17 protein-coding genes are annotated in these 17,594 nt (G+C 63.1%); 7 read left to right on the forward strand and 10 right to left on the reverse strand.

Annotated features, from left to right (window positions below):
* Positions 1-84: 84 nt before the first annotated feature.
* On the reverse strand, positions 85-1,443 hold the full coding sequence (locus ACQ4WL_RS01340) for a sensor histidine kinase family protein (RefSeq protein WP_436507585.1): 1,359 nt from the start codon (positions 1,441-1,443) through the stop codon (positions 85-87).
* A gap of 13 nt (positions 1,444-1,456) precedes the next feature.
* Positions 1,457-2,191, reverse strand: coding sequence for an osmolarity response regulator transcription factor OmpR (gene ompR, locus ACQ4WL_RS01345; RefSeq protein WP_436508334.1), 735 nt, complete (start codon positions 2,189-2,191; stop codon positions 1,457-1,459).
* Between the two features lie 231 nt (positions 2,192-2,422).
* Here ompR and ACQ4WL_RS01350 point away from each other — a divergent pair, with 231 nt between their 5' ends.
* Positions 2,423-2,812 (forward strand): hypothetical protein, encoded by a 390-nt coding sequence (locus ACQ4WL_RS01350; protein ID WP_436507586.1) that lies wholly within the window; start codon positions 2,423-2,425, stop codon positions 2,810-2,812.
* 170 nt (positions 2,813-2,982) lie between these two features.
* The gene (locus ACQ4WL_RS01355; protein ID WP_436507587.1) at positions 2,983-4,842 is read left to right on the forward strand and encodes a flagellar assembly protein A; all 1,860 of its coding nucleotides are present in this window, start codon (positions 2,983-2,985) and stop codon (positions 4,840-4,842) included.
* On the opposite strand, the gene arfB is transcribed toward ACQ4WL_RS01355, so the two are convergent.
* On the reverse strand, positions 4,843-5,241 hold the full coding sequence (gene arfB / locus ACQ4WL_RS01360) for an alternative ribosome rescue aminoacyl-tRNA hydrolase ArfB (protein WP_034779396.1): 399 nt from the start codon (positions 5,239-5,241) through the stop codon (positions 4,843-4,845).
* Positions 5,242-5,437: 196 nt separating this feature from the next.
* Here arfB and ACQ4WL_RS01365 point away from each other — a divergent pair, with 196 nt between their 5' ends.
* Positions 5,438-5,938, forward strand: coding sequence for a chemotaxis protein CheW (locus ACQ4WL_RS01365; RefSeq protein WP_436507588.1), 501 nt, complete (start codon positions 5,438-5,440; stop codon positions 5,936-5,938).
* Between the two features lie 36 nt (positions 5,939-5,974).
* On the opposite strand, the gene ACQ4WL_RS01370 is transcribed toward ACQ4WL_RS01365, so the two are convergent.
* The 7 genes from ACQ4WL_RS01370 to dapC form a co-directional block, all read right to left on the reverse strand.
* Positions 5,975-7,963, reverse strand: coding sequence for an ATP-binding cassette domain-containing protein (locus ACQ4WL_RS01370; RefSeq protein ID WP_436507589.1), 1,989 nt, complete (start codon positions 7,961-7,963; stop codon positions 5,975-5,977).
* 55 nt (positions 7,964-8,018) lie between these two features.
* Entirely contained in the window at positions 8,019-8,909 is an 891-nt protein-coding gene (prmB, locus tag ACQ4WL_RS01375; RefSeq protein ID WP_436507591.1) for a 50S ribosomal protein L3 N(5)-glutamine methyltransferase, read from the reverse strand.
* 56 nt (positions 8,910-8,965) lie between these two features.
* A complete protein-coding gene (dapE, locus tag ACQ4WL_RS01380) occupies positions 8,966-10,102 on the reverse strand; it encodes a succinyl-diaminopimelate desuccinylase (RefSeq protein WP_436507593.1) in 1,137 nt (378 codons plus the stop codon).
* A gap of 34 nt (positions 10,103-10,136) precedes the next feature.
* Entirely contained in the window at positions 10,137-10,493 is a 357-nt protein-coding gene (locus ACQ4WL_RS01385; protein WP_436507594.1) for an ArsC family reductase, read from the reverse strand.
* A gap of 134 nt (positions 10,494-10,627) precedes the next feature.
* Positions 10,628-12,175: an FAD-dependent oxidoreductase gene (locus ACQ4WL_RS01390; RefSeq protein WP_436507595.1), complete on the reverse strand. Its 1,548-nt coding sequence runs from the start codon at positions 12,173-12,175 to the stop codon at positions 10,628-10,630.
* A 121-nt stretch (positions 12,176-12,296) separates the two neighbouring features.
* Positions 12,297-13,124 carry a 2,3,4,5-tetrahydropyridine-2,6-dicarboxylate N-succinyltransferase gene (gene dapD, locus ACQ4WL_RS01395; RefSeq protein ID WP_010399621.1) on the reverse strand — a complete coding sequence of 276 codons (828 nt, stop codon included), beginning with the start codon at positions 13,122-13,124 and terminating at the stop codon, positions 12,297-12,299.
* A 23-nt stretch (positions 13,125-13,147) separates the two neighbouring features.
* On the reverse strand, positions 13,148-14,380 hold the full coding sequence (dapC, locus tag ACQ4WL_RS01400) for a succinyldiaminopimelate transaminase (RefSeq protein ID WP_436507596.1): 1,233 nt from the start codon (positions 14,378-14,380) through the stop codon (positions 13,148-13,150).
* 213 nt (positions 14,381-14,593) lie between these two features.
* Here dapC and tsaB point away from each other — a divergent pair, with 213 nt between their 5' ends.
* The 4 genes from tsaB to ACQ4WL_RS01420 are packed head-to-tail and all read left to right on the forward strand — an operon-like array spanning position 14,594 to position 17,589.
* Positions 14,594-15,319, forward strand: a complete 726-nt coding sequence (tsaB, locus tag ACQ4WL_RS01405; protein ID WP_436507598.1) for a tRNA (adenosine(37)-N6)-threonylcarbamoyltransferase complex dimerization subunit type 1 TsaB — start codon at positions 14,594-14,596, stop codon at positions 15,317-15,319.
* The gene (rimI, locus tag ACQ4WL_RS01410; protein WP_436508336.1) at positions 15,319-15,807 is read left to right on the forward strand and encodes a ribosomal protein S18-alanine N-acetyltransferase; all 489 of its coding nucleotides are present in this window, start codon (positions 15,319-15,321) and stop codon (positions 15,805-15,807) included. Before tsaB ends, rimI begins: the two co-directional genes overlap by 1 nt.
* On the forward strand, positions 15,804-16,661 hold the full coding sequence (locus ACQ4WL_RS01415) for a uracil-DNA glycosylase (protein WP_436507599.1): 858 nt from the start codon (positions 15,804-15,806) through the stop codon (positions 16,659-16,661). Before rimI ends, ACQ4WL_RS01415 begins: the two co-directional genes overlap by 4 nt.
* Positions 16,654-17,589 carry a DUF1853 family protein gene (locus tag ACQ4WL_RS01420; RefSeq protein ID WP_436507600.1) on the forward strand — a complete coding sequence of 312 codons (936 nt, stop codon included), beginning with the start codon at positions 16,654-16,656 and terminating at the stop codon, positions 17,587-17,589. Before ACQ4WL_RS01415 ends, ACQ4WL_RS01420 begins: the two co-directional genes overlap by 8 nt.
* Positions 17,590-17,594 lie beyond the last annotated feature (5 nt).

Consider the following 17,594-nt stretch of genomic DNA (forward strand, 5'->3'; position numbering starts at 1 on the left):
TCGGATTAGCGCCTGGCGCGTAATCCGACAGGAATCACCAACAATGTTGTCGGATTACGCGAGGCAAGGCCTCGCTAATCCGACCTACGCCGCCGGCAAGCTGATCTGAAACGCCAGGCCGCCACCTTCGCGGTTGCGCACTTGTAAGTCAGCGCCATGGCGCAGCAGCACGCGGTCGACGATGGCCAGGCCCAGACCGGCGCCATTTGCCTGGCCGCGCGCCGTGTCGAGGCGGGTGAACGGTTTCAACAGTTGCTCGATCTCTTCCGCTGGCACCCCCGTGCCATGGTCTTGCACCTCAATAATCACTTTTTTCACGCCGTGGCTGGCGCGCACCTGGCAGGCGATATCGATTTCCGTCACGTCGCTGCCTGGCGTCTTGCCATAGCGGCGCGCATTCTCGATCAGGTTGTTGAGCACGCGGCGCAAGTCGGTGGGATTGCCCATCGCATGCGCGCCTTCGGCGATGCTGGCATTGATCTTCACGTCCGGCAGACGCATCGCTTCGCGCGTCATGTCGCTCAGCAAGCCGCTCAGGTCCACATCCGTGAACGTCGACGCTTCCGTCGGCTTGGCATAGTCGAGGAACTGGCCAATGATGGCGTCCATTTGCCCGATATCGGACTGGATGCCCTCGCGTGCCTCGTCCGACAGGTTCGCCATTTCCACTTCCAGCTGCATGCGCGCCAGCGGCGTGCGCAAATCGTGCGAAATGCCGGCCAAAATCACGGCGCGGTCCGATTCCACCTGCTTCAAGTCATCGACCATCTGGTTGAAGCTGCGGTTCGCCTCGATGATTTCGATCGGGCCTTTTTCCGGCAGCGGCGCCGGCTGCTTGCCCTTGGCGATGTCGCGCGCGGCCGCCGTCAAACGCGACAGCGGTAAATTGATCAGGCTGGAAATTATGGCCGCGCCCAGCAGGGACAGCAGGGACACCAGGCTGGCCCAGCCCAGCCACTGGAAGCCCGTCAGGCCGCGCAGGCGCTCACGGTCCAGCATCAGCCAGTATTCATCGCCGTCGATCTTGAAGCTGACCCAGAAACCGGCCACGCCGTTGACGCGCGCCGAAAAGCGCGTGTCCTTGCCCAGCTTGGCTTTCACCTGCGCCTCGATCTCGGGCATCAGGTAATTGTCGGGCGGCGGCTCGATGCGGTCGTCCTCTTCCAGCGAGAAGATGCGGATGCCTTCATTGCTGACGAGGTCGAACAGCAGCTCGCGCCGCAACTCGGGCGCCGAGTGCGTCAGTGCCGCATGCGTGATGGTGACGACGGAAATGATCTGGGCGGAAATCTGCTGCGCCTGCGGCTCGCGCTGGATGACGGAAATCATGCCGATCCAGGTGATCATGCTGACCGTGGTCAAGGTGCCGAGCAGCAAAAAGGTGCGCCAGAACAGGCCGCTTTTCAGCCGCGCCAGGCTGATATCGGGAACAAGCTTCATCATGCCTCGCCTGCGATCAGCGCGGCTGTCCGTCCGGGATGAAGACGTAGCCCAGGCCCCACACGGTCTGGATGAACAGCGGGCTCGACGGATCGGGTTCGATCAGCTTGCGCAGGCGCGAGATTTGCACGTCCAGGCTGCGGTCGAATACTTCGTATTCGCGGCCACGCGCCAGTTCCATCAGTTTCTCGCGCGATAGCGGCTGGCGCGCATGGCGGGCAAACACTTTCAGCACGGAAAACTCGCCTGTTGTCAGTGGCACCGTTTCGCCATTCTTTTTCAGGGTGCGCGTGCCCAGGTCCAGCACGAAGTCGCCGAATTCGAACGTTTGCGGCGTTTCCGACGGCGCGCCCGGAATTTCATCGGGACCCTTGCGGCGCAGCACGGCGCCGATGCGCGCCACCAGTTCGCGCGGGTTGAACGGTTTCGGCAGGTAATCGTCGGCGCCCATTTCCAGGCCCACGATGCGGTCCACGTCTTCACCCTTGGCGGTCAGCATGATGATCGGTGTCTGGTCGCCCGCGCCGCGCAGGCGGCGGCAGATCGACAAACCATCCTCGCCGGGCAGCATCAAATCGAGCACCAGCAAGTCGTAGCGTTCGCGCAGCCACAGCTTGTTCATGGCCGTCGCGCTCTCCGCCGTGAAGACATTGAAACCCTGTTCAGTCAGGTAGCGGCGCAGCAGGTCGCGCAAGCGCACATCGTCATCGACCACCATGATTTTTGCCTGGTGGCCGTGGATCGATTGCATTGGCGTATTGCTGCCGGAAGTGGAGGTTGTGGTCATTTAAGGTGTCGTGTTATCTTATATTAGTTGCTATAGTAACGCCTCGCGCGGCGTCGGCAAGGGGCTGTAGCGACCCATTACAAAGTGTTACAAACTTTACCCAATTGCTCTTACTGCACCGTGTAAAGCATCATACACTGGGGCCACAGTGGAAATCAGCTTTAAGTTTATACGGCATCGCGGAAGAGGAACTCAATGAATATCTTTACTAAAAAAATTCACGCCGCTCCCAGCGCAGCTATTGCCGCACGTACGACTGTGCTGTCCGCATTTGCCGTTTGCTCCGTGTTTGCCGCCAGCGTGTCACTGGCACAAAACCAGCCGCCGCCACGCCGTGACGACCAGCCGCAAGTGCAGGCCCAGCGTTATGAGCAGGTACAGCGCAGCAATAGCAATGATACGCGACTGCGCGAACAGCGTGACGCACGCAGTTTCGACACGCGCGCCGAAGAGCAGCGCCGCGCCAGCGAAGGCGCCGACGCCTCGCGCCGCACGGGCCGCATGACGCCCGACGAGCGCCGCGACCTGCGCCGCCAGATCAACGAAGTGGGGCAAGATATTTACTCGAATCCCCCGCGCCGCTAGGCATCGCGCACCCCGTCCGACAGGGCCATCTCGCAAGACATGGCCCTGTTTGCATCTGGCAGCCCGTTTTTTTGCTCATTTATGCTCAGTCAGGCACACGGCCACGCCCCGTGATATTGTTCTAGTGGACTGAGGCAATTCTCTGAATGTGTTGCTGGGAGAGGCAAGTGGTGAGCGACGACGACACGCCCGTTCCTGATGCTGCCCAAGCGGGCAGCTTGCCGCGCGGCCTGCTCCAGCGCGACGAGGGCGTGTTCCTTGACCTGTCGCTGGCGCCCGAACAGTTACGTGCCGCCGTCGACCAGTTGTTCCAGTCAGGCCAGCTGCTGGGCGGCCTCGATTACGCTTTGTTCCTGCTGACCCTGTTCCATGCCCCCGCACCCCGCGCCGCGCCCAAGGGCGACGCCTTGTTGCGCATCGCCGCCCGCGTGGCGCCATTCCCGTCCCAGCGCCGCGCCCTGTATAAGCAAGTCAAGATTCGGGGCGACAGCGCCGAGTTTTACTTTGAAACGCCGGCGCCTGGCGCGGATGGCCAGGTGCCGGCGCGCCGCGAGTTTGACGAGCTGGTGGCCGACTTGTGGTGCAAGGGCGTGCACTATGGCATCGATGGCGCGGCCGTGCGGGCCATTCTCGGCAGCGGCAAAGCCGAGCGCATCACGGTGGCGCGCGCACTGCCGCCGCAGCCGGGGCGCGACGCCCAACTGGTTGAAGTGTCGCATGGCATCCACCGCGACGACGCGCCGCGCGAACGCTCCGATGGCCGCCTGGATTTGCTCAGTTTCAAGAACCGGTTCCCGCAGGTGAAAAAACACGCGCGCCTGCTGCGGCTGCTGCCAGGTGCGCCCGGCTTGCCCGGCTATGACCTTGCCGGCACGCTGCTGCCGCCGCCCGCGCCGCTGGAACTGGACCCGGTGGCGGTGGCCGGCGCCGGTACGGCGGTCGAGCGCTTCAGCGATGGCGATTACGTCGTGGCCACCCTGGATGGCTATGTGAATGTCGATGAACACGGCAAGATTTCCATCGAAAACAAGATCGTCAGCCGCGAGGGCGTCAGCAGCCGCACCACGGGCAACCTGAAGTTGCGCGCCGCGTATGAAGAATATGGCGAAGTGCAAGAGCAGCGCCAGCTCGACGGCAGCGACATCACCATTCATGGCGACGTGTATGGCCACTTGCACTCGCATGGCGGGCTGATCCTGTTGCAGCGCAACCTGGTGGGGGGCACGGCCTTTAACGAGCATGGCGACGTGCGCGTCGAGGGCGTCGCTTCCGGCTCCGTGCTGCAGGCGCTGAGCGGTGAAGTGCATGTGAAGCGCGCCGAAAGCTGCGTCATCGCCGGCACGCGCGTGGTGATCGACCATGCCAGCAATTGCGAGATCATCGCCGACGAGGTCGTCATCGAGCTGGCCGAAGGCTGTGCCGTGGCGGCACGCACCATGCGCATCGGCAGCGCCGGCCCGCGCAAGCAGGTGGAGATGCTGCTGTTCCCGCTGGTGCCCGATTTGAGCGCGCTGGAGCAAAAGATCGCGGAAAGCCTGGAGAAGGCAGCCCAGTACCAGCAGGCGCAGCACAAGCGCCAGCAGGAAATCGATGCCATTGCGCACTTGCCCGAGGTGCGCAACTACCTGACCCTGGCGGGCCAGCTGCGGCGTGGCGAGTTGCAGCTGCAGCCGGCGCAGCAGCTGCAGTACGACAAGCTGGCCGCGCGCATTGCCCCTGTGCTGAAGGAAGTGGCGCACCTGCGCGTGGAAGTGAAACAGTCGGAAATCCTGCAGGCGCAAATGCTGGCGCTGGTGGCGCAAGTGCGCCAGCAGCGTCAGGCGACGGCCGGCCAGTCGCGCTGCAGCCTGGGCCTGGTCGACGGCGAAACGGCGGTACGCGCCATGGTCGTGCCGCCCGGACCGGCCAAGGTCTACGACCGGCCGCCGAAAGAAATCAAGGCGCTGTTGCGCAGCGCCACGCCGGCCACGCAGAGCGTGTTTGCGGACAGCAGTGGCAGCCTGGAGTGGACTTACCAGCCGCCACCCTGATCAGTCGATCACCTTGCCGCGAGATTGCTTGAGGACGCTGTGCGTGCTCTTGCTGTCGAGGCGGCGCCGCTGCGAGCTGCGCGTGGGCTTGGTGGCACGGCGCACGGCGGGCAGGAAGGTTACGCTATCGATGATTTCCTGCAGCCGGCGCAAGGCTTCTTCCTTGTTCTGTTCCTGGCTGCGCGATTGCTGTGCCTTGAGCACCAGCACGCCATCCTTGCTGATGCGGCTGTCGCGCAAGGCCAGCAGGCGTTCCTTGTACGCTTCCGGCAGCGACGAGGCGGCGATGGGGAAGCGCAAATGGATGGCGCTGGACACCTTGTTGACGTTCTGCCCGCCCGGGCCCTGGGCGCGAATGGCGGAGAATTCAACTTCAGCGGGATTGACGAGGTGTTGCATGGCCTGCCTGTGGGGAATCGATGCCGGTATTGTAAGGGAAGATGGCTGCGCCGGCGCAAGGATGGACCGGTAGGCTGATGATGTCTTCCTGGAAAGTTGATGTTTCTCAACGCCGCCTGCGGCGATGCTGGTTAGCATGGGGCCAACGTTGCGCCACTGCGCATCCTGGCAGCGCTTACCGGATGAAAGGAACATCATGCAGCCCACGACGACGCCTGGCGCCGCAGCAACGGCGGAACGTAGCACCGAGCAATACCTGACGCAGTACTTGAGCTTCCGCTTGGGCGGCCTCGAATACGGCCTCGATTACCGCTGCGTGCGGGAATTGCGCCCGCTGAAGGAACTCGACCGTTTTTCCTCGGAAGGGGAAGTGCTGCACAGCGTGGCTGTCTCGCGCGGCGTGATCATCCCCATCGTCGACATGCGCGCCGCGTTCGGCAGCGCCCGGGGCGCACCCGACCCGTCCACCGACGTGGTCATCCTGCAGCTGAGCAATGGCGTGATGGGCATGGTGGTCGATGGCGTCACCGATATCGTCAGCCTGGCGCCCGCCGACATCGCCGCCGTGCCCGGCCTGGGCGAGGCGGAAGCCGATTATTTGCTGGGCCTGGGCACGGTGGGGCGCCGCCGGCTGATCCTCGTCGATATCGACCGCCTGATGGCGATCCGCAGCCCCAGCCCCATGCAGGCGGCGTAAAAAAAGACGACCTGCGGGTCGTCTTTGTGTTTGGCGTTAGCCGAGTTTCTCTAACTGATCCTGCAAGTCCAGCCATTCCGCTTCGAGCTGCGCCAGGTCCTTGGTGAAGAAGGTTTGGTCGGCCAGCAGTTGCTTCAATTTCGCCTTGTTGGCGGCGTCATAGATGGTCGGTTCGCCCAGCTTGGCTTCCGTTTCCGCCTTTTGCGCGTTGCGCTTGGCGATTTGCTCTTCCTGGCGCTTGATCTTGTTTTCGATCGGCTTGCGCAGGGCGGCGGCCTTCTGGCGGTCTTCCGCTTCCTGGCGCTTGTCGCGCACGGGCGCGGCAGGGGCGGCGACCGCTACTGGGGAGACGACGGGGAAGTCGGTTTTGTTGGCCTTGCCGGCGGCTGGCAGCACGTCCGTGCCTTTACCCAGCTTGGTCTTGAACAGCCAATCCTTGTAGTCGTCCAGGTCGCCGTCGAACGGTTGCAGTTTGCCGTCGGCAACGATGATGAATTCATCGGTGGTGGCGCGCAGCAAGTGGCGATCATGGGACACGACGACCAGCGTGCCTTCGAACTGGGCCAGCGCTTCGGTCAGCGCTTCGCGCGTTTCCAGATCCAGGTGGTTGGTCGGTTCATCGAGCAGCAGCAAGTTTGGACGCTGCCAGACGATCAGGGCCAGCGCCAGGCGGGCTTTTTCGCCGCCCGAGAACGGTGCGATCGAGGCGGTCACCATGTTGCCGGGGAAGTTGAAACCGCCCAGGAAGTTGCGCAATTCCTGTTCGCGCACGGTCGGGGCGATCTTGGCCAGATGCCACAGCGGCGATTCGTCGTGGCGCAGCATTTCCACCTGGTGCTGGGCGAAGTAGCCGATGTTCAAGCCCTTGCCCATGGTGGCGTCGCCCGTCAGTGGCATCAGTTCACCGGCGATGGTCTTGATCAGGGTCGACTTGCCGGCGCCGTTCTGGCCCAGCAGGCCAATGCGCTGGCCGATCTGCAGCGAAAACTTGATGCCATTGACGATGGTCTTGTGCGTGATTTCGCCCGTCGCTTCGTTTTCGATCTTGTAGCCCGCATCGACGTCTTCCATCACCAGCAGCGGATTTGGTGCCGACAGCGGCTCGCGGAATTCGAACGAGAATTCGGCGGCGGCGCGCAAGGGCGCCAGTTCTTCCATCTTCGCCAGCGCCTTCATGCGGCTTTGCGCCTGGCGGGCTTTCGAGGCTTGCGCCTTGAAGCGGTTGACGAACGATTCCAGATGGGCGCGCTTGCGCTGCTGCTTTTCCAGCGCGCCGGCGGCCAGGATCATCTGCGCCGCGCGTTGGCGCTCGAAGCTCGAGTAGTTGCCCGAGTAGCGCTTCAGCTTGCGCTCGTCGATATGCACGACGACGTTGACCACTTCATCGAGGAAGTCGCGGTCATGGGAAATGATCAGCAAGGTGCCGGCATAGCGCTTCAGCCAGTCTTCCAGCCAGATGATGGCGTCCAGATCCAGGTGATTGGTCGGTTCATCGAGCAGCAGCAGGTCGGAAGGGCACATCAGCGCTTGCGCCAGGTTCAAACGCATGCGCCAGCCGCCGGAAAAACTCGCCACCGGTTGCTGCATCTGGTCCAGCGTAAAACCCAGGCCCAGCAGCAATTGCTCGCCGCGCGACTGCACCGTGTAGGCGTCGGCGTCGGCCAGCGCGCTGTACATGTTGCCGATGGCGATGCCGTTTTCCGTGCTTTCCGGTTGCGACTCGAGATGCGCCAGTTCCGCTTCCAGTTTGCGCAAGGTGGCGTCGCCGTCGATGGCGTAGTCGAGCGCGGCACGGTCCAGCGGCGGCGTTTCCTGCGCCACGTAAGCCACGCGCCACTTGGCCGGGAAATCGATCTCGCCCTGGTCAGGGTGCAATTCGCCACGCATCATGGCGAACAGGCTCGATTTGCCCGCGCCATTGGCGCCGATCAGGCCGATCTTGTCGCCCGGGTTGAGGGTAACATCGACTTGTTCGAGCAACGGTTTGATGCCGCGCATCAGGCTTACTTGTAGGAAACGTATCATTTTTTTCTTTGTGGAGGCTGGGGTCAGACCCGGCGGGTCTGACCCCGGTAGTCAATTAGGCGAGTTTCAACTGCTCGGCCGTCAGCAGGAATACCATGTCGTCGCCGGCGCTGGTCGTCAGCCAGGTCAGGCCCAGCTCGCCGAAGGCCGCTTCCGCGTAGGCGCGTTCGTTGCCGATTTCAATCATCAGGATGCCGTCGTCCGTCAGGCGCTCTGCCGCGCCGGCGATGATCTTGCGCACCAGGTCCATGCCATCGCTGCCGCCGTCGAGGGCGATTTGCGGTTCGGCCAGGTATTCCTGGGGCAGGGTACCCATCGACGCGGAATTCACGTACGGCGGGTTGCTGATGATCAAGTCGTATTTCTTGGCCGGCACGTTGGTGTACAGGTCCGATTCGATCAAGTTGACGCGGTCCTGGAGTTTATACGTGTCGACGTTGCGCTTGGCCACGGCCAGCGCGTCGGCGGAAATGTCCACCGCGTCCACTACGGCGTTGGGGAAGGCGTCGGCCATCATGATCGATAGGCAGCCCGAGCCGGTGCACAGTTCCAGGATGTTTTCCACCGCTTCCGGTTCCGCCACCCATGGCGAAAAGTATTCAGGAATCAGCTCGGCGATGAAGGAGCGGGGCACGATCACGCGCTCGTCGACGTAGAAATTATAGGTGCCCAGCCAGCCTTCCTTGGTAATGTAGGCGGCCGGTACGCGGTCGATGCTGCGGCGGTCGATGACCGTCATCACGCTGGCCACTTCCGACGGCAGCAGCTTGGCGTCGAGGAACGGTTCGAGTTTGTCGAGCGGCAACTTCAAGGTGTGCAGGATCAGATAGGCCGCTTCGTCGAACGCTTCGGCGCTGCCGTGGCCGAAAAACAGCTTGGCGGTATTAAAACGGGTGACGGCGTAGCGCAGCAGGTCGCGTGGCGTGGAAAACGGGTTCGGGGTCATGGCATTCTCGAAAAGACGGTGTTCTGGCCCGCCGTGACGGGCCTCGGTATTCTGGTTCAGACGGGCAGCAAATGCTCCAGCGTGCGCCGGTAAATATTCTTCAGGGGATCGATGTGGCGCAGTTCGATGTGCTCGTCGATCTTGTGAATACTGGCATTGGGCGGCCCGAATTCTATCACTTGGGGGCAGATTTGCGCGATAAACCGGCCATCCGAGGTGCCGCCCGTGGTCGACAGCTGCGTCACAATGCCCGTTTCCGCGTGAATCGCGGACGACAGCGCATCGGAGAGGGTGCCGCGCGGCGTAAGGAAGGGCAGGCCGCTCAAGGTCCACTGCAAAGCGTATTGCAAGTCATGCTGGTCGAGGATGGCGTGCACGCGCTCCTGCAGGCTTTCCGCCGTGCTGGCCGTGGAAAAGCGGAAGTTAAAGTCGATCACCATGTCGCCCGGAATCACGTTGTTGGCGCCCGTGCCCGCATTGATGTTCGACATTTGCCACGACGTCGGCAGGTAATACTCGTTGCCTGCATCCCATTTTTCCTCGACCAGGTCGGCCAGCGCCTGCGCCGCTTCATGAATCGGGTTTTTCGCCAGGTGCGGGTAGGCGATATGCCCTTGCACGCCCTTGATCGTCAGGCGGCCCGACAGGGAACCGCGGCGGCCATTCTTGATCATGTCGCCCAGTTGCGCGCTTGACGTCGGCTCGCCCACCAGGCAATAGTCGATCTGCTCGCCCCGCGCCTTGAGGTGCTCGCAGACGATGACGGTGCCATCCGTGGCCGGGCCTTCCTCGTCGCTGGTAATCAGGAAGGCGATCGAGCCTGAATGGTCGGGCGTGGCGGCGATGAATTCCTCGCAGGCCACCACCATGGCGGCGATCGAGGTCTTCATGTCGGCCGCGCCACGGCCGTACAGCTTGCCGTCGCGCTGCGTGGGGATGAAGGGCTGCGAGCGCCATTGCTCGACGGGGCCGGTGGGTACCACGTCCGTATGGCCGGCAAAGACGAACACGGGAGAAGTCGTGCCACGGCGCGCCCACAGATTTGTGACGTCGTTCGACTGGATCGTCTCGCAGACAAAGCCCAGCGGCGTGAGAATATCGATCAGGTGCTGCTGGCAGCCCTTGTCGTCGGGCGTGACCGAGGACAGGGCGATCAGTTTTTCGGTCAGGGCGAGGGTTTTGGAGGTGGTCATGGTGTAGAGCGGGGTGCTTCTGCCTAAGTAAAAATTACAGCCCGAAAATGGCTGCGTACTGTGCATCCGAAAACGCCACGCTGAACTTTCCATCCTTGTCCAGCACCGGGCGCTTGATGATGGACGGGTTTTCCAGCATCAGTTCCACAGCGCTGGCAGCGTCCGTGATCGACGCCTTGCGCTCGTCGGACAGGGCGCGCCAGGTCGTGCCTTTCCTGTTGACCAGCACATCCCATGGCAGCTGCTGCAGCCATGCCTCGACGGTGGCGCGTTCCAGGCCCTGCTTCTTGAAGTCGTGGAAGGTGAAATCGAGTTGCTGCGCGGCCAGCCAGGTGCGGGCTTTTTTGACGGTATCGCAATTGGGGATACCGTAGAGTGTAATGGTCGTCATGGGTAGGGCTAAGGGGGAATGAATGCGGTTCGCTTGATCGCGGCGCTTGCGCCAGGGAAAAATGCGATGGTAGCCGCCATTATACAGTCGATGCGCAGTCGATGCGGCAGTGCAACACGCCCCAATGATTTCCCCTACACGGGACGTGGCGCTGCCTTGCCCATCTCTGCCGGACCGAAATGCAGGCCCAGCCGCAGGGCCAGCGCGCGCAAGGCGCCGCTTTCCTGCAGGTGCAGGGCCAGCGCGATGTGGCCGTCGGGGCGCACCAGGTAGGCCGCGTCGCGCCCAAGGCCGGCCAGCTTGGCCGCCACGTTATAGGTGTAGCAATGCACGGGCAGTTTCAGCACGCGCGCCTCGTTCAGCAGTTCGGGCGCCGGCTCGCCATAGATGTGCAATTGCCAGTCCATGCTGCGCAGGGCCGTGAAATTGTCTTGCGTGCCGTCCGAGAACCACGGCAGGCGGTCGCCGCCGCGCAGGTACTCCGCATGGCCAGCGGACAGGGCGCTGTCTTCATAGCTGATCTCGATTTGCGACACCGTCTTGAAGAGCAAACGGCGCGCCCGCCCGAAGCCCGAGAGGAAGGGCAGCGCGTGCGGCACCAGCCAGCGCCGCAGGAATTGCCCGGCGATTCCCTGCGCGACGATGGCCTGGAAGGCGCGGTCGGTGGTGGCGACGAGCTTGCGGGCAAACACGATGCGCTCGCTTTCATAGGTGTCGAGCAGGGCGTCGTTGCTTTGGCCGTGCAGCTTTTGCGCCAGCTTCCAGGCCAGGTTGACGGCGTCGCCCAGGCCCGTGTTCATGCCCTGGCCGCCCACGGGGCTGTGCAGATGGGCCGCGTCGCCGAGGATGAAGCAGCGCCGCGCGCGGAATTGCGCCGCCACGCGGTGATGAACTTTATAGGTGGAAAACCAGTTCACGTGTTCAACTTGAATGCCGAGCAGGGTTTCCACGTCGCCACGCACATCGTCAAAGACGGGCGCCGGCGCGCCGTCGGGGCGGTCGGGCAGGATGCCGATCAGGCGCTGCATGCCGCTGGTGCGCACGGGCAGCATCAGCGCAAACGCGTTCGCGCCCAGGTGGGCGTGCAAATCCGTATTCTTGCCGGCCACTTGCGCATCGGCCACGTAATACAGGTGATCGTAGGTGCCGCCGGAAAAGTCGAAGCCGGCGATCTCGCGCACCTTGCTGCGGGCGCCGTCGCAGCCGCAGATATAGTCAAACGTACAATATTGCCGTTCGCCATCTTTCAGCAGGATGGCTTGCACTTCGCTATCGTCCTGCGTCCACAAGTCCAGCGCCACATTCCATTCCACGTGCACGCCAGCCGCTGCCAGCTTGCTGATGAGAAAGCGCTCATGCTCGTCTTGCGGCAGGCTCAGCACGAAAGGATAGGGGCTCAGCCCCTCGCCGATCTCGCCCAGCGCCAGTTTCACCAGTTCTTCGCCACCCTCGTGGATATGCATGGCATTGATCTTGATGCCCAGGCTGACCAGCTCGTCTGCAAAGCCCAGTTGCTGGTAAAACTCCAAGGTGCGCGCATGCACGGCCATGGCCCGCGACGCCTGCCCTGGACCGCTATTCTTGTCGATGATGCGGCAATCGACGCCATGGCGCGCCAGGCGCAAGGCAAGCATGAGGCCGGTAGGACCGGCGCCGACGATCAATACGGGCGGAGTATTCATGCCATCCAGTATAGGACAGGATGAGAAGCGGGGGCGGGACGATTGAAGTTGCTCGCCAGAAATGAAAATGTCCCGCCGGAGCGGGACATTCAGGCCTTACTGATACTTCACAGCGCAGTGATCAAATGCCGCGCAGGAGTTCGTTGATACCGGTCTTGGCGCGGGTTTTTGCATCCACGCGCTTGACGATCACGGCGCAGTACAGCGAGTACTTGCCGTCTTCCGAAGGCAGGTTGCCCGAGACCACGACGGAACCGGCTGGCACGCGGCCATACGTCACTTCGCCCGTGGCGCGGTCGTAGATCTTGGTCGACTGGCCGATGTACACGCCCATCGAGATGACCGAGTTTTCTTCGACGATCACGCCTTCGACGATTTCCGAACGGGCGCCGATGAAGCAGTTGTCTTCGATGATGGTCGGGTTCGCTTGCATCGGTTCCAGCACGCCGCCGATGCCGACGCCGCCGGACAGGTGGACGTTCTTGCCGATCTGGGCGCAGGAGCCGACGGTGGCCCAGGTGTCGACCATGGCGCCTTCATCGACGTAGGCGCCGATGTTGACGTAGGACGGCATCAGCACGACATTCTTGGCGATGAAGCTGCCGCGGCGGGCAACCGCTGGCGGCACTACGCGGAAACCGCCCTTGGCGAAGTCTTCGGCGGTGTAGTTGGCGAACTTGGTCGGGACCTTGTCGTAGAACTGCATCGTGCCATCCGATGGCAGGACGACGTTGTCTTCCAGGCGGAACGACAGCAGCACGGCTTTCTTGACCCACTGGTTGACCACCCAGTCACCCGAGGTTTTTTCGGCCACGCGAATGCTGCCGTTGTCCAGGCCATTGATGACGTGGGAGACGGCGTCGCGCAGTTCGGCCGTGCCGTTGCCCGGATTGATCTCGGCGCGGTTTTCCCAGGCCTGGTCGATGATGTTTTGCAGTTGTTGGCTCATGATGGTGTCTTGTTTATGTAGGGTTAATGCGTGGTTGATGCGGATGCGGAAAGCTGCTGGCAGAATTTTACTATGCGCAGTGCGGCTTCCAGCCCTTCGGCCGTTTCGGCCACCAGGGCCATGCGGATGCGGTTGCGGCCCGGATTGATGCCGTGCGCGTCGCGCGCCAGGTAGCTGCCAGGCAATACCGTCACATTATATTCGGCGTACAGGCGTTGCGCGAATTGCGTGTCGGACAGGCCCGTGCGGCTGACGTCGGCCCACAGGTAGAAGCCGGCGTCCGGCAATTGCACGTCCATCACCGATTGCAGCAGGGGGGTGATGGCGTCGAACTTGGCGCGGTACTTGGCGCGATTTTCCTCGACATGGGTTTCGTCGTTCCAGGCCGCGACGGAGGCCGCCTGCACGGCAGGGCTCATGGCGCCGCCGTGGTAGGTTCGGTAGAGCAGGAATTTTTTCAGTACTTCCGCGTCGCCGGCGACAAAGCCCGAACGCATGCCCGGCACGTTCGAGCGTTTCGACAGGCTGGAAAACACCACCAGGCGCGCATACGGGCGCTCGATCGTGGACAGGCCCAGCATGTGTGCCGCTTGCAGCGCGCCCAGCGGAGGCGTGTCGCCGTGGTAAATCTCGGAATAGCACTCGTCGGCGGCGATGACGAAATCGTAGCGCTCGGACAGGGCGAACAGGTGTTCCCAGTCCGTCAGGGTGAGCACGGCGCCGGTCGGGTTGCCTGGCGAACACAGGAACAGCAGCTTGACCTTCTCCCATACGGACGCGGGCACCGCGTCGTAGTCGCAGCCGAAATTGCGTGCCGGGTCGGAATTGACAAAATACGGTTCGGCGCCGGCCAGGTAGGCCGCGCCTTCATAGATCTGGTAAAACGGATTCGGGCTGATCACCAGCGAACCGGCCGACGGATCGATCACCGTTTGCGCCAGCGCAAACAGCGCTTCGCGCGAACCGTTCACGGGCAGGATTTGCGTGGCAGGATTGAGCTTGGGGATGCCATAACGGCGCTCCAGCCAGCCGGCGATGGCACTGCGCAAGGCTTCCGAGCCGATGGTGGTCGGATAGCTGGCCAGGCCGTGGATATTGTCGACCAATGCCTGCTCGATGAAGGCTGGCGTCGGGTGCTTGGGTTCGCCCATGCCCAGGCTGATGGGCGCATACTCGGGGTTGACCGTCACGCCGGCAAACAGCTGGCGCAGCTTTTCGAATGGATATGGTTGCAGTTTAGCAAGAAGTGGATTCACGGAGCGGACCAGGGCAAGAGTGGAAAGACGATGTGGCTAGGCGATTGCTTGCGCGGCAGACTTGATGCCGCTCAAAGAATAAGCTGCGTCTTTCATTATAGCCGTCCTCGCGGGCCCGCTGTGCAAGCCGCATCGGCCTGATCGCTGCCCGGCTGGTTCAGGCATGCGGCGGCGGGGAGTGCCGCAGCATGGCGCGGCAAGGTAAAATACGCTATGTCTACCTTACTTCCCACCCTGCTTGCTATTGAAACCTCGTCCGAACTCGCCTCCTGCGCCTTGTTGCGCGGCGATGTCGTCCTGTCCCGTGCCTCGTCGGGCGTGCGTACCCATTCCCAGTCCATCTTGCCGATGGTGCAGGAATTGCTGGCCGAAGCGGGCGTGACCCTGGCTGACGTCGATGCCATCGCCTACGGCTCCGGCCCTGGATCGTTTACAGGTGTGCGCACGGCTTGCGGCATCGCGCAAGGCTTGGCCTATGGCGCCAATTTGCCCGTCGTGCCCGTCGTCACGCTCGACGCCATGGCGCTCGCGTGCCACCAGCAGCATGGCGCGCAGCGCATCGTGACCGTGCTCGACGCCCGCATGGGTGAAGTGTACTGGGCGCAGTATGACTATCAGGATGGCTTGCAGGCTGTCCTGCCGCCGACCCTGAGCGCGCCGCTCGGCGTAGCACCGCAAGGCGACGTGGTCGGCTGCGGCAACGGCTTTACGGCCTATGCCGACGCCTTGGCCGTGCTGCCATGCGCCGCCAACGCGGACGCCGCCATCATGCCGCACGCCGTGCAAGTGGCGCAACTGGCGCGCATCGCTTTTGCGGCCGGCCGGTTTGTGACGGCGGCCGAGGCGCAGCCTTTGTATTTGCGCAACAAGATTGCCTACACGAGCGCGGAACGGCACGAGATGCAACAGGCCAAGGCCGCTGCGGAGTCGGCCCAATGATGGAGGCGGGCCAGGAGCGTGCTGCCGGCTGGGACTTGTTGCGCCTCGACTATCAGCCGATGCGGGAGGCGGATCTGTTTGAGGTGCTGGCGCTGGAGCAGCGCGTGTATCCGCATCCCTGGACGCACGGCAACTTTGTCGATTCGCTCAAGAGCGGCTACTCGGCCTGGGTGCTGCGCGACGTGGATGGCACCCTGCTTGGCTACTTTTTGCTGATGCTGGTCGTCGACGAGGCGCACTTGCTCAACGTGGCCGTCGAGGGCGCCATCCAGGGCCAGGGCCTGGGTCGTTTTCTGCTGAACCAGTCCTGCGCCTGCGCGCGCCAGCTGGGCATGGAATCGATGCTGCTGGAAGTGCGTCCATCGAATGTACGCGCGCTCGATATTTACCAGCGCTATGGATTTGAACAGATCGGCCGGCGCAAGGGATACTATCCGGCCAGCAACTCGCAACGTGAGGACGCCATCGTGATGCGTTATACCCTATGAGCCGCAGCGCCGTTTTCCTCGATGAAATGGGCGTCGGTCCCCTGTGGCGCTTGCGCCAGGGGGCTGCGCCCGAGGCTGTTGCTGTCGTCGTCGAGGCTGCCCTGGAGGTGCCCGTGGCCGAGGTTGTTGCGCCTGCGCCTGCTGCCGTGGTCGAAGTGCTTGCCGAGCTGGAAGCCGTGGAAGTCGAGGCATTTGTCGCCGTTGCCGCCACGCCAGTCCCGGACGACACGGCCTGGTTTGACGACGCGCCGCCACCGCCACGGGCCAAACAGCTGAGCGATACCGATATCGCCGCCCTCGACTGGGATGGCTTGACGGCGGCTGTCGCCAAGTGCGCGCGCTGCGACTTGTGCAAGACGCGCAAGGGCGTCGTCATGGGCCGTGGCGACCGCCAGGGCGCCTGGCTGATGCTGGCCAGCAGCCCGTCGCGCGCGGAAGAACGCGAAGGGCGCGCCTTGCCGGGCGAGCAGGGCAAATTGCTCGACAATATGCTCAAAGCCATCGACCTCGAGGCGGGCCGCGACGTGTACATCACGCACTTGCTGAAATGTCGTCCGCTCGACGAGGCGGGCCAGGAGCGTTTGCCTACCGAATTAGAGTCGGCCGCCTGCCGTCCGTATTTCGAGCGCGAACTGGCCCTGCTGCAGCCGCGCACCATCGTCACCCTCGGTTCGATGGCTGCCGCCGGCATCAATCCCGGCGAAAAACCCGCGCGCGGCAAGGTGCGCCAGCTGGGTAATGCCTCGGTTGTCGCCACCTTTCACCCGGAAATGCTGCTGCAGGACGAGACGGGCAAGGCCAAGGCGCGTGCCTGGGCCGACCTGTGTCTGGCGAAAAGCACGCACGGTGGTTGATATATTTCAGGTCCGCTTCGAGCAGCGCTGGGGGCATCTGACGCACCCCCGCGTGCGTGCGCTGGCCTGGCTGCTGGACTCGCCCGATTTGCTCGACCCGGCCAGCCCTCACTGGGGCGGGCGCATCGCCAGCCTGGAACCCGTCACGCCTGCCGTGGCGGCCTGGCTGGGGACGCTGCAAGATGACCCATCGCCGCTCGATGCTGCGCTGGGTAGCCGGTTTTATTCCCGCCTGGGCCTGTATGCTGAAAAGCTGCTGGCCTTTTATTTTGAGCAGCACGGCGTGCTGGCTGCGCATGGCTTGCAAGTGCAGGTGAACCGCAACGACACGGTGGGCGAGTTCGATTTCCTGTTGCGTGATGGTACGCAGGGTGAACATTTGCTGCACTGGGAATTTGCCACCAAGTTTTATCTGCTCGAAGGCGTGCCAGATCCCGGCGTGTTCAATCACTTGATCGGCCCCAATCTGGCCGACACCTTGGGTTTGAAGATGCGCAAGATTCTCGACAAGCAACTTGCCTTGTCTCGCCATCCGGCCGCGCAAAGCCTGCTGGCGCACCCCGTGCGCGCGGCGCAGGCGCTGGTCAAGGGCTGGCTGTTTTATGCGGCGGGCGCCACGCCCGGCATGGACGGTATTTCCCAAGAACATGGACACGGCTTCTGGTGCACGCCAGCCCAGCTACCGGAGCAGCGCTATATCGTGCTGCCGCGCTTGCAATGGCTGGCGCCGTTCAAGGGGCAAGGCCTGGAAGTACTGGGCGTTGAGGCATTGCGCTCGCAGTTGTTTGATCTGGCGCAACCGGTAATGGTGGCTGCGGTGGACCATGTCGACGGCTGGGAAGTGGAGCGCACGCGCGGTTTTGTCGTGCCCCATGACTGGACGGAGCAGGCTGCCACGCGGCGGCTGGCTGGCACGCTACCTGCGTAATCCGG

The organism is Janthinobacterium kochi (genome assembly GCF_051380715.1).
Classification (GTDB): Bacteria; Pseudomonadota; Gammaproteobacteria; order Burkholderiales; family Burkholderiaceae_D; genus Janthinobacterium.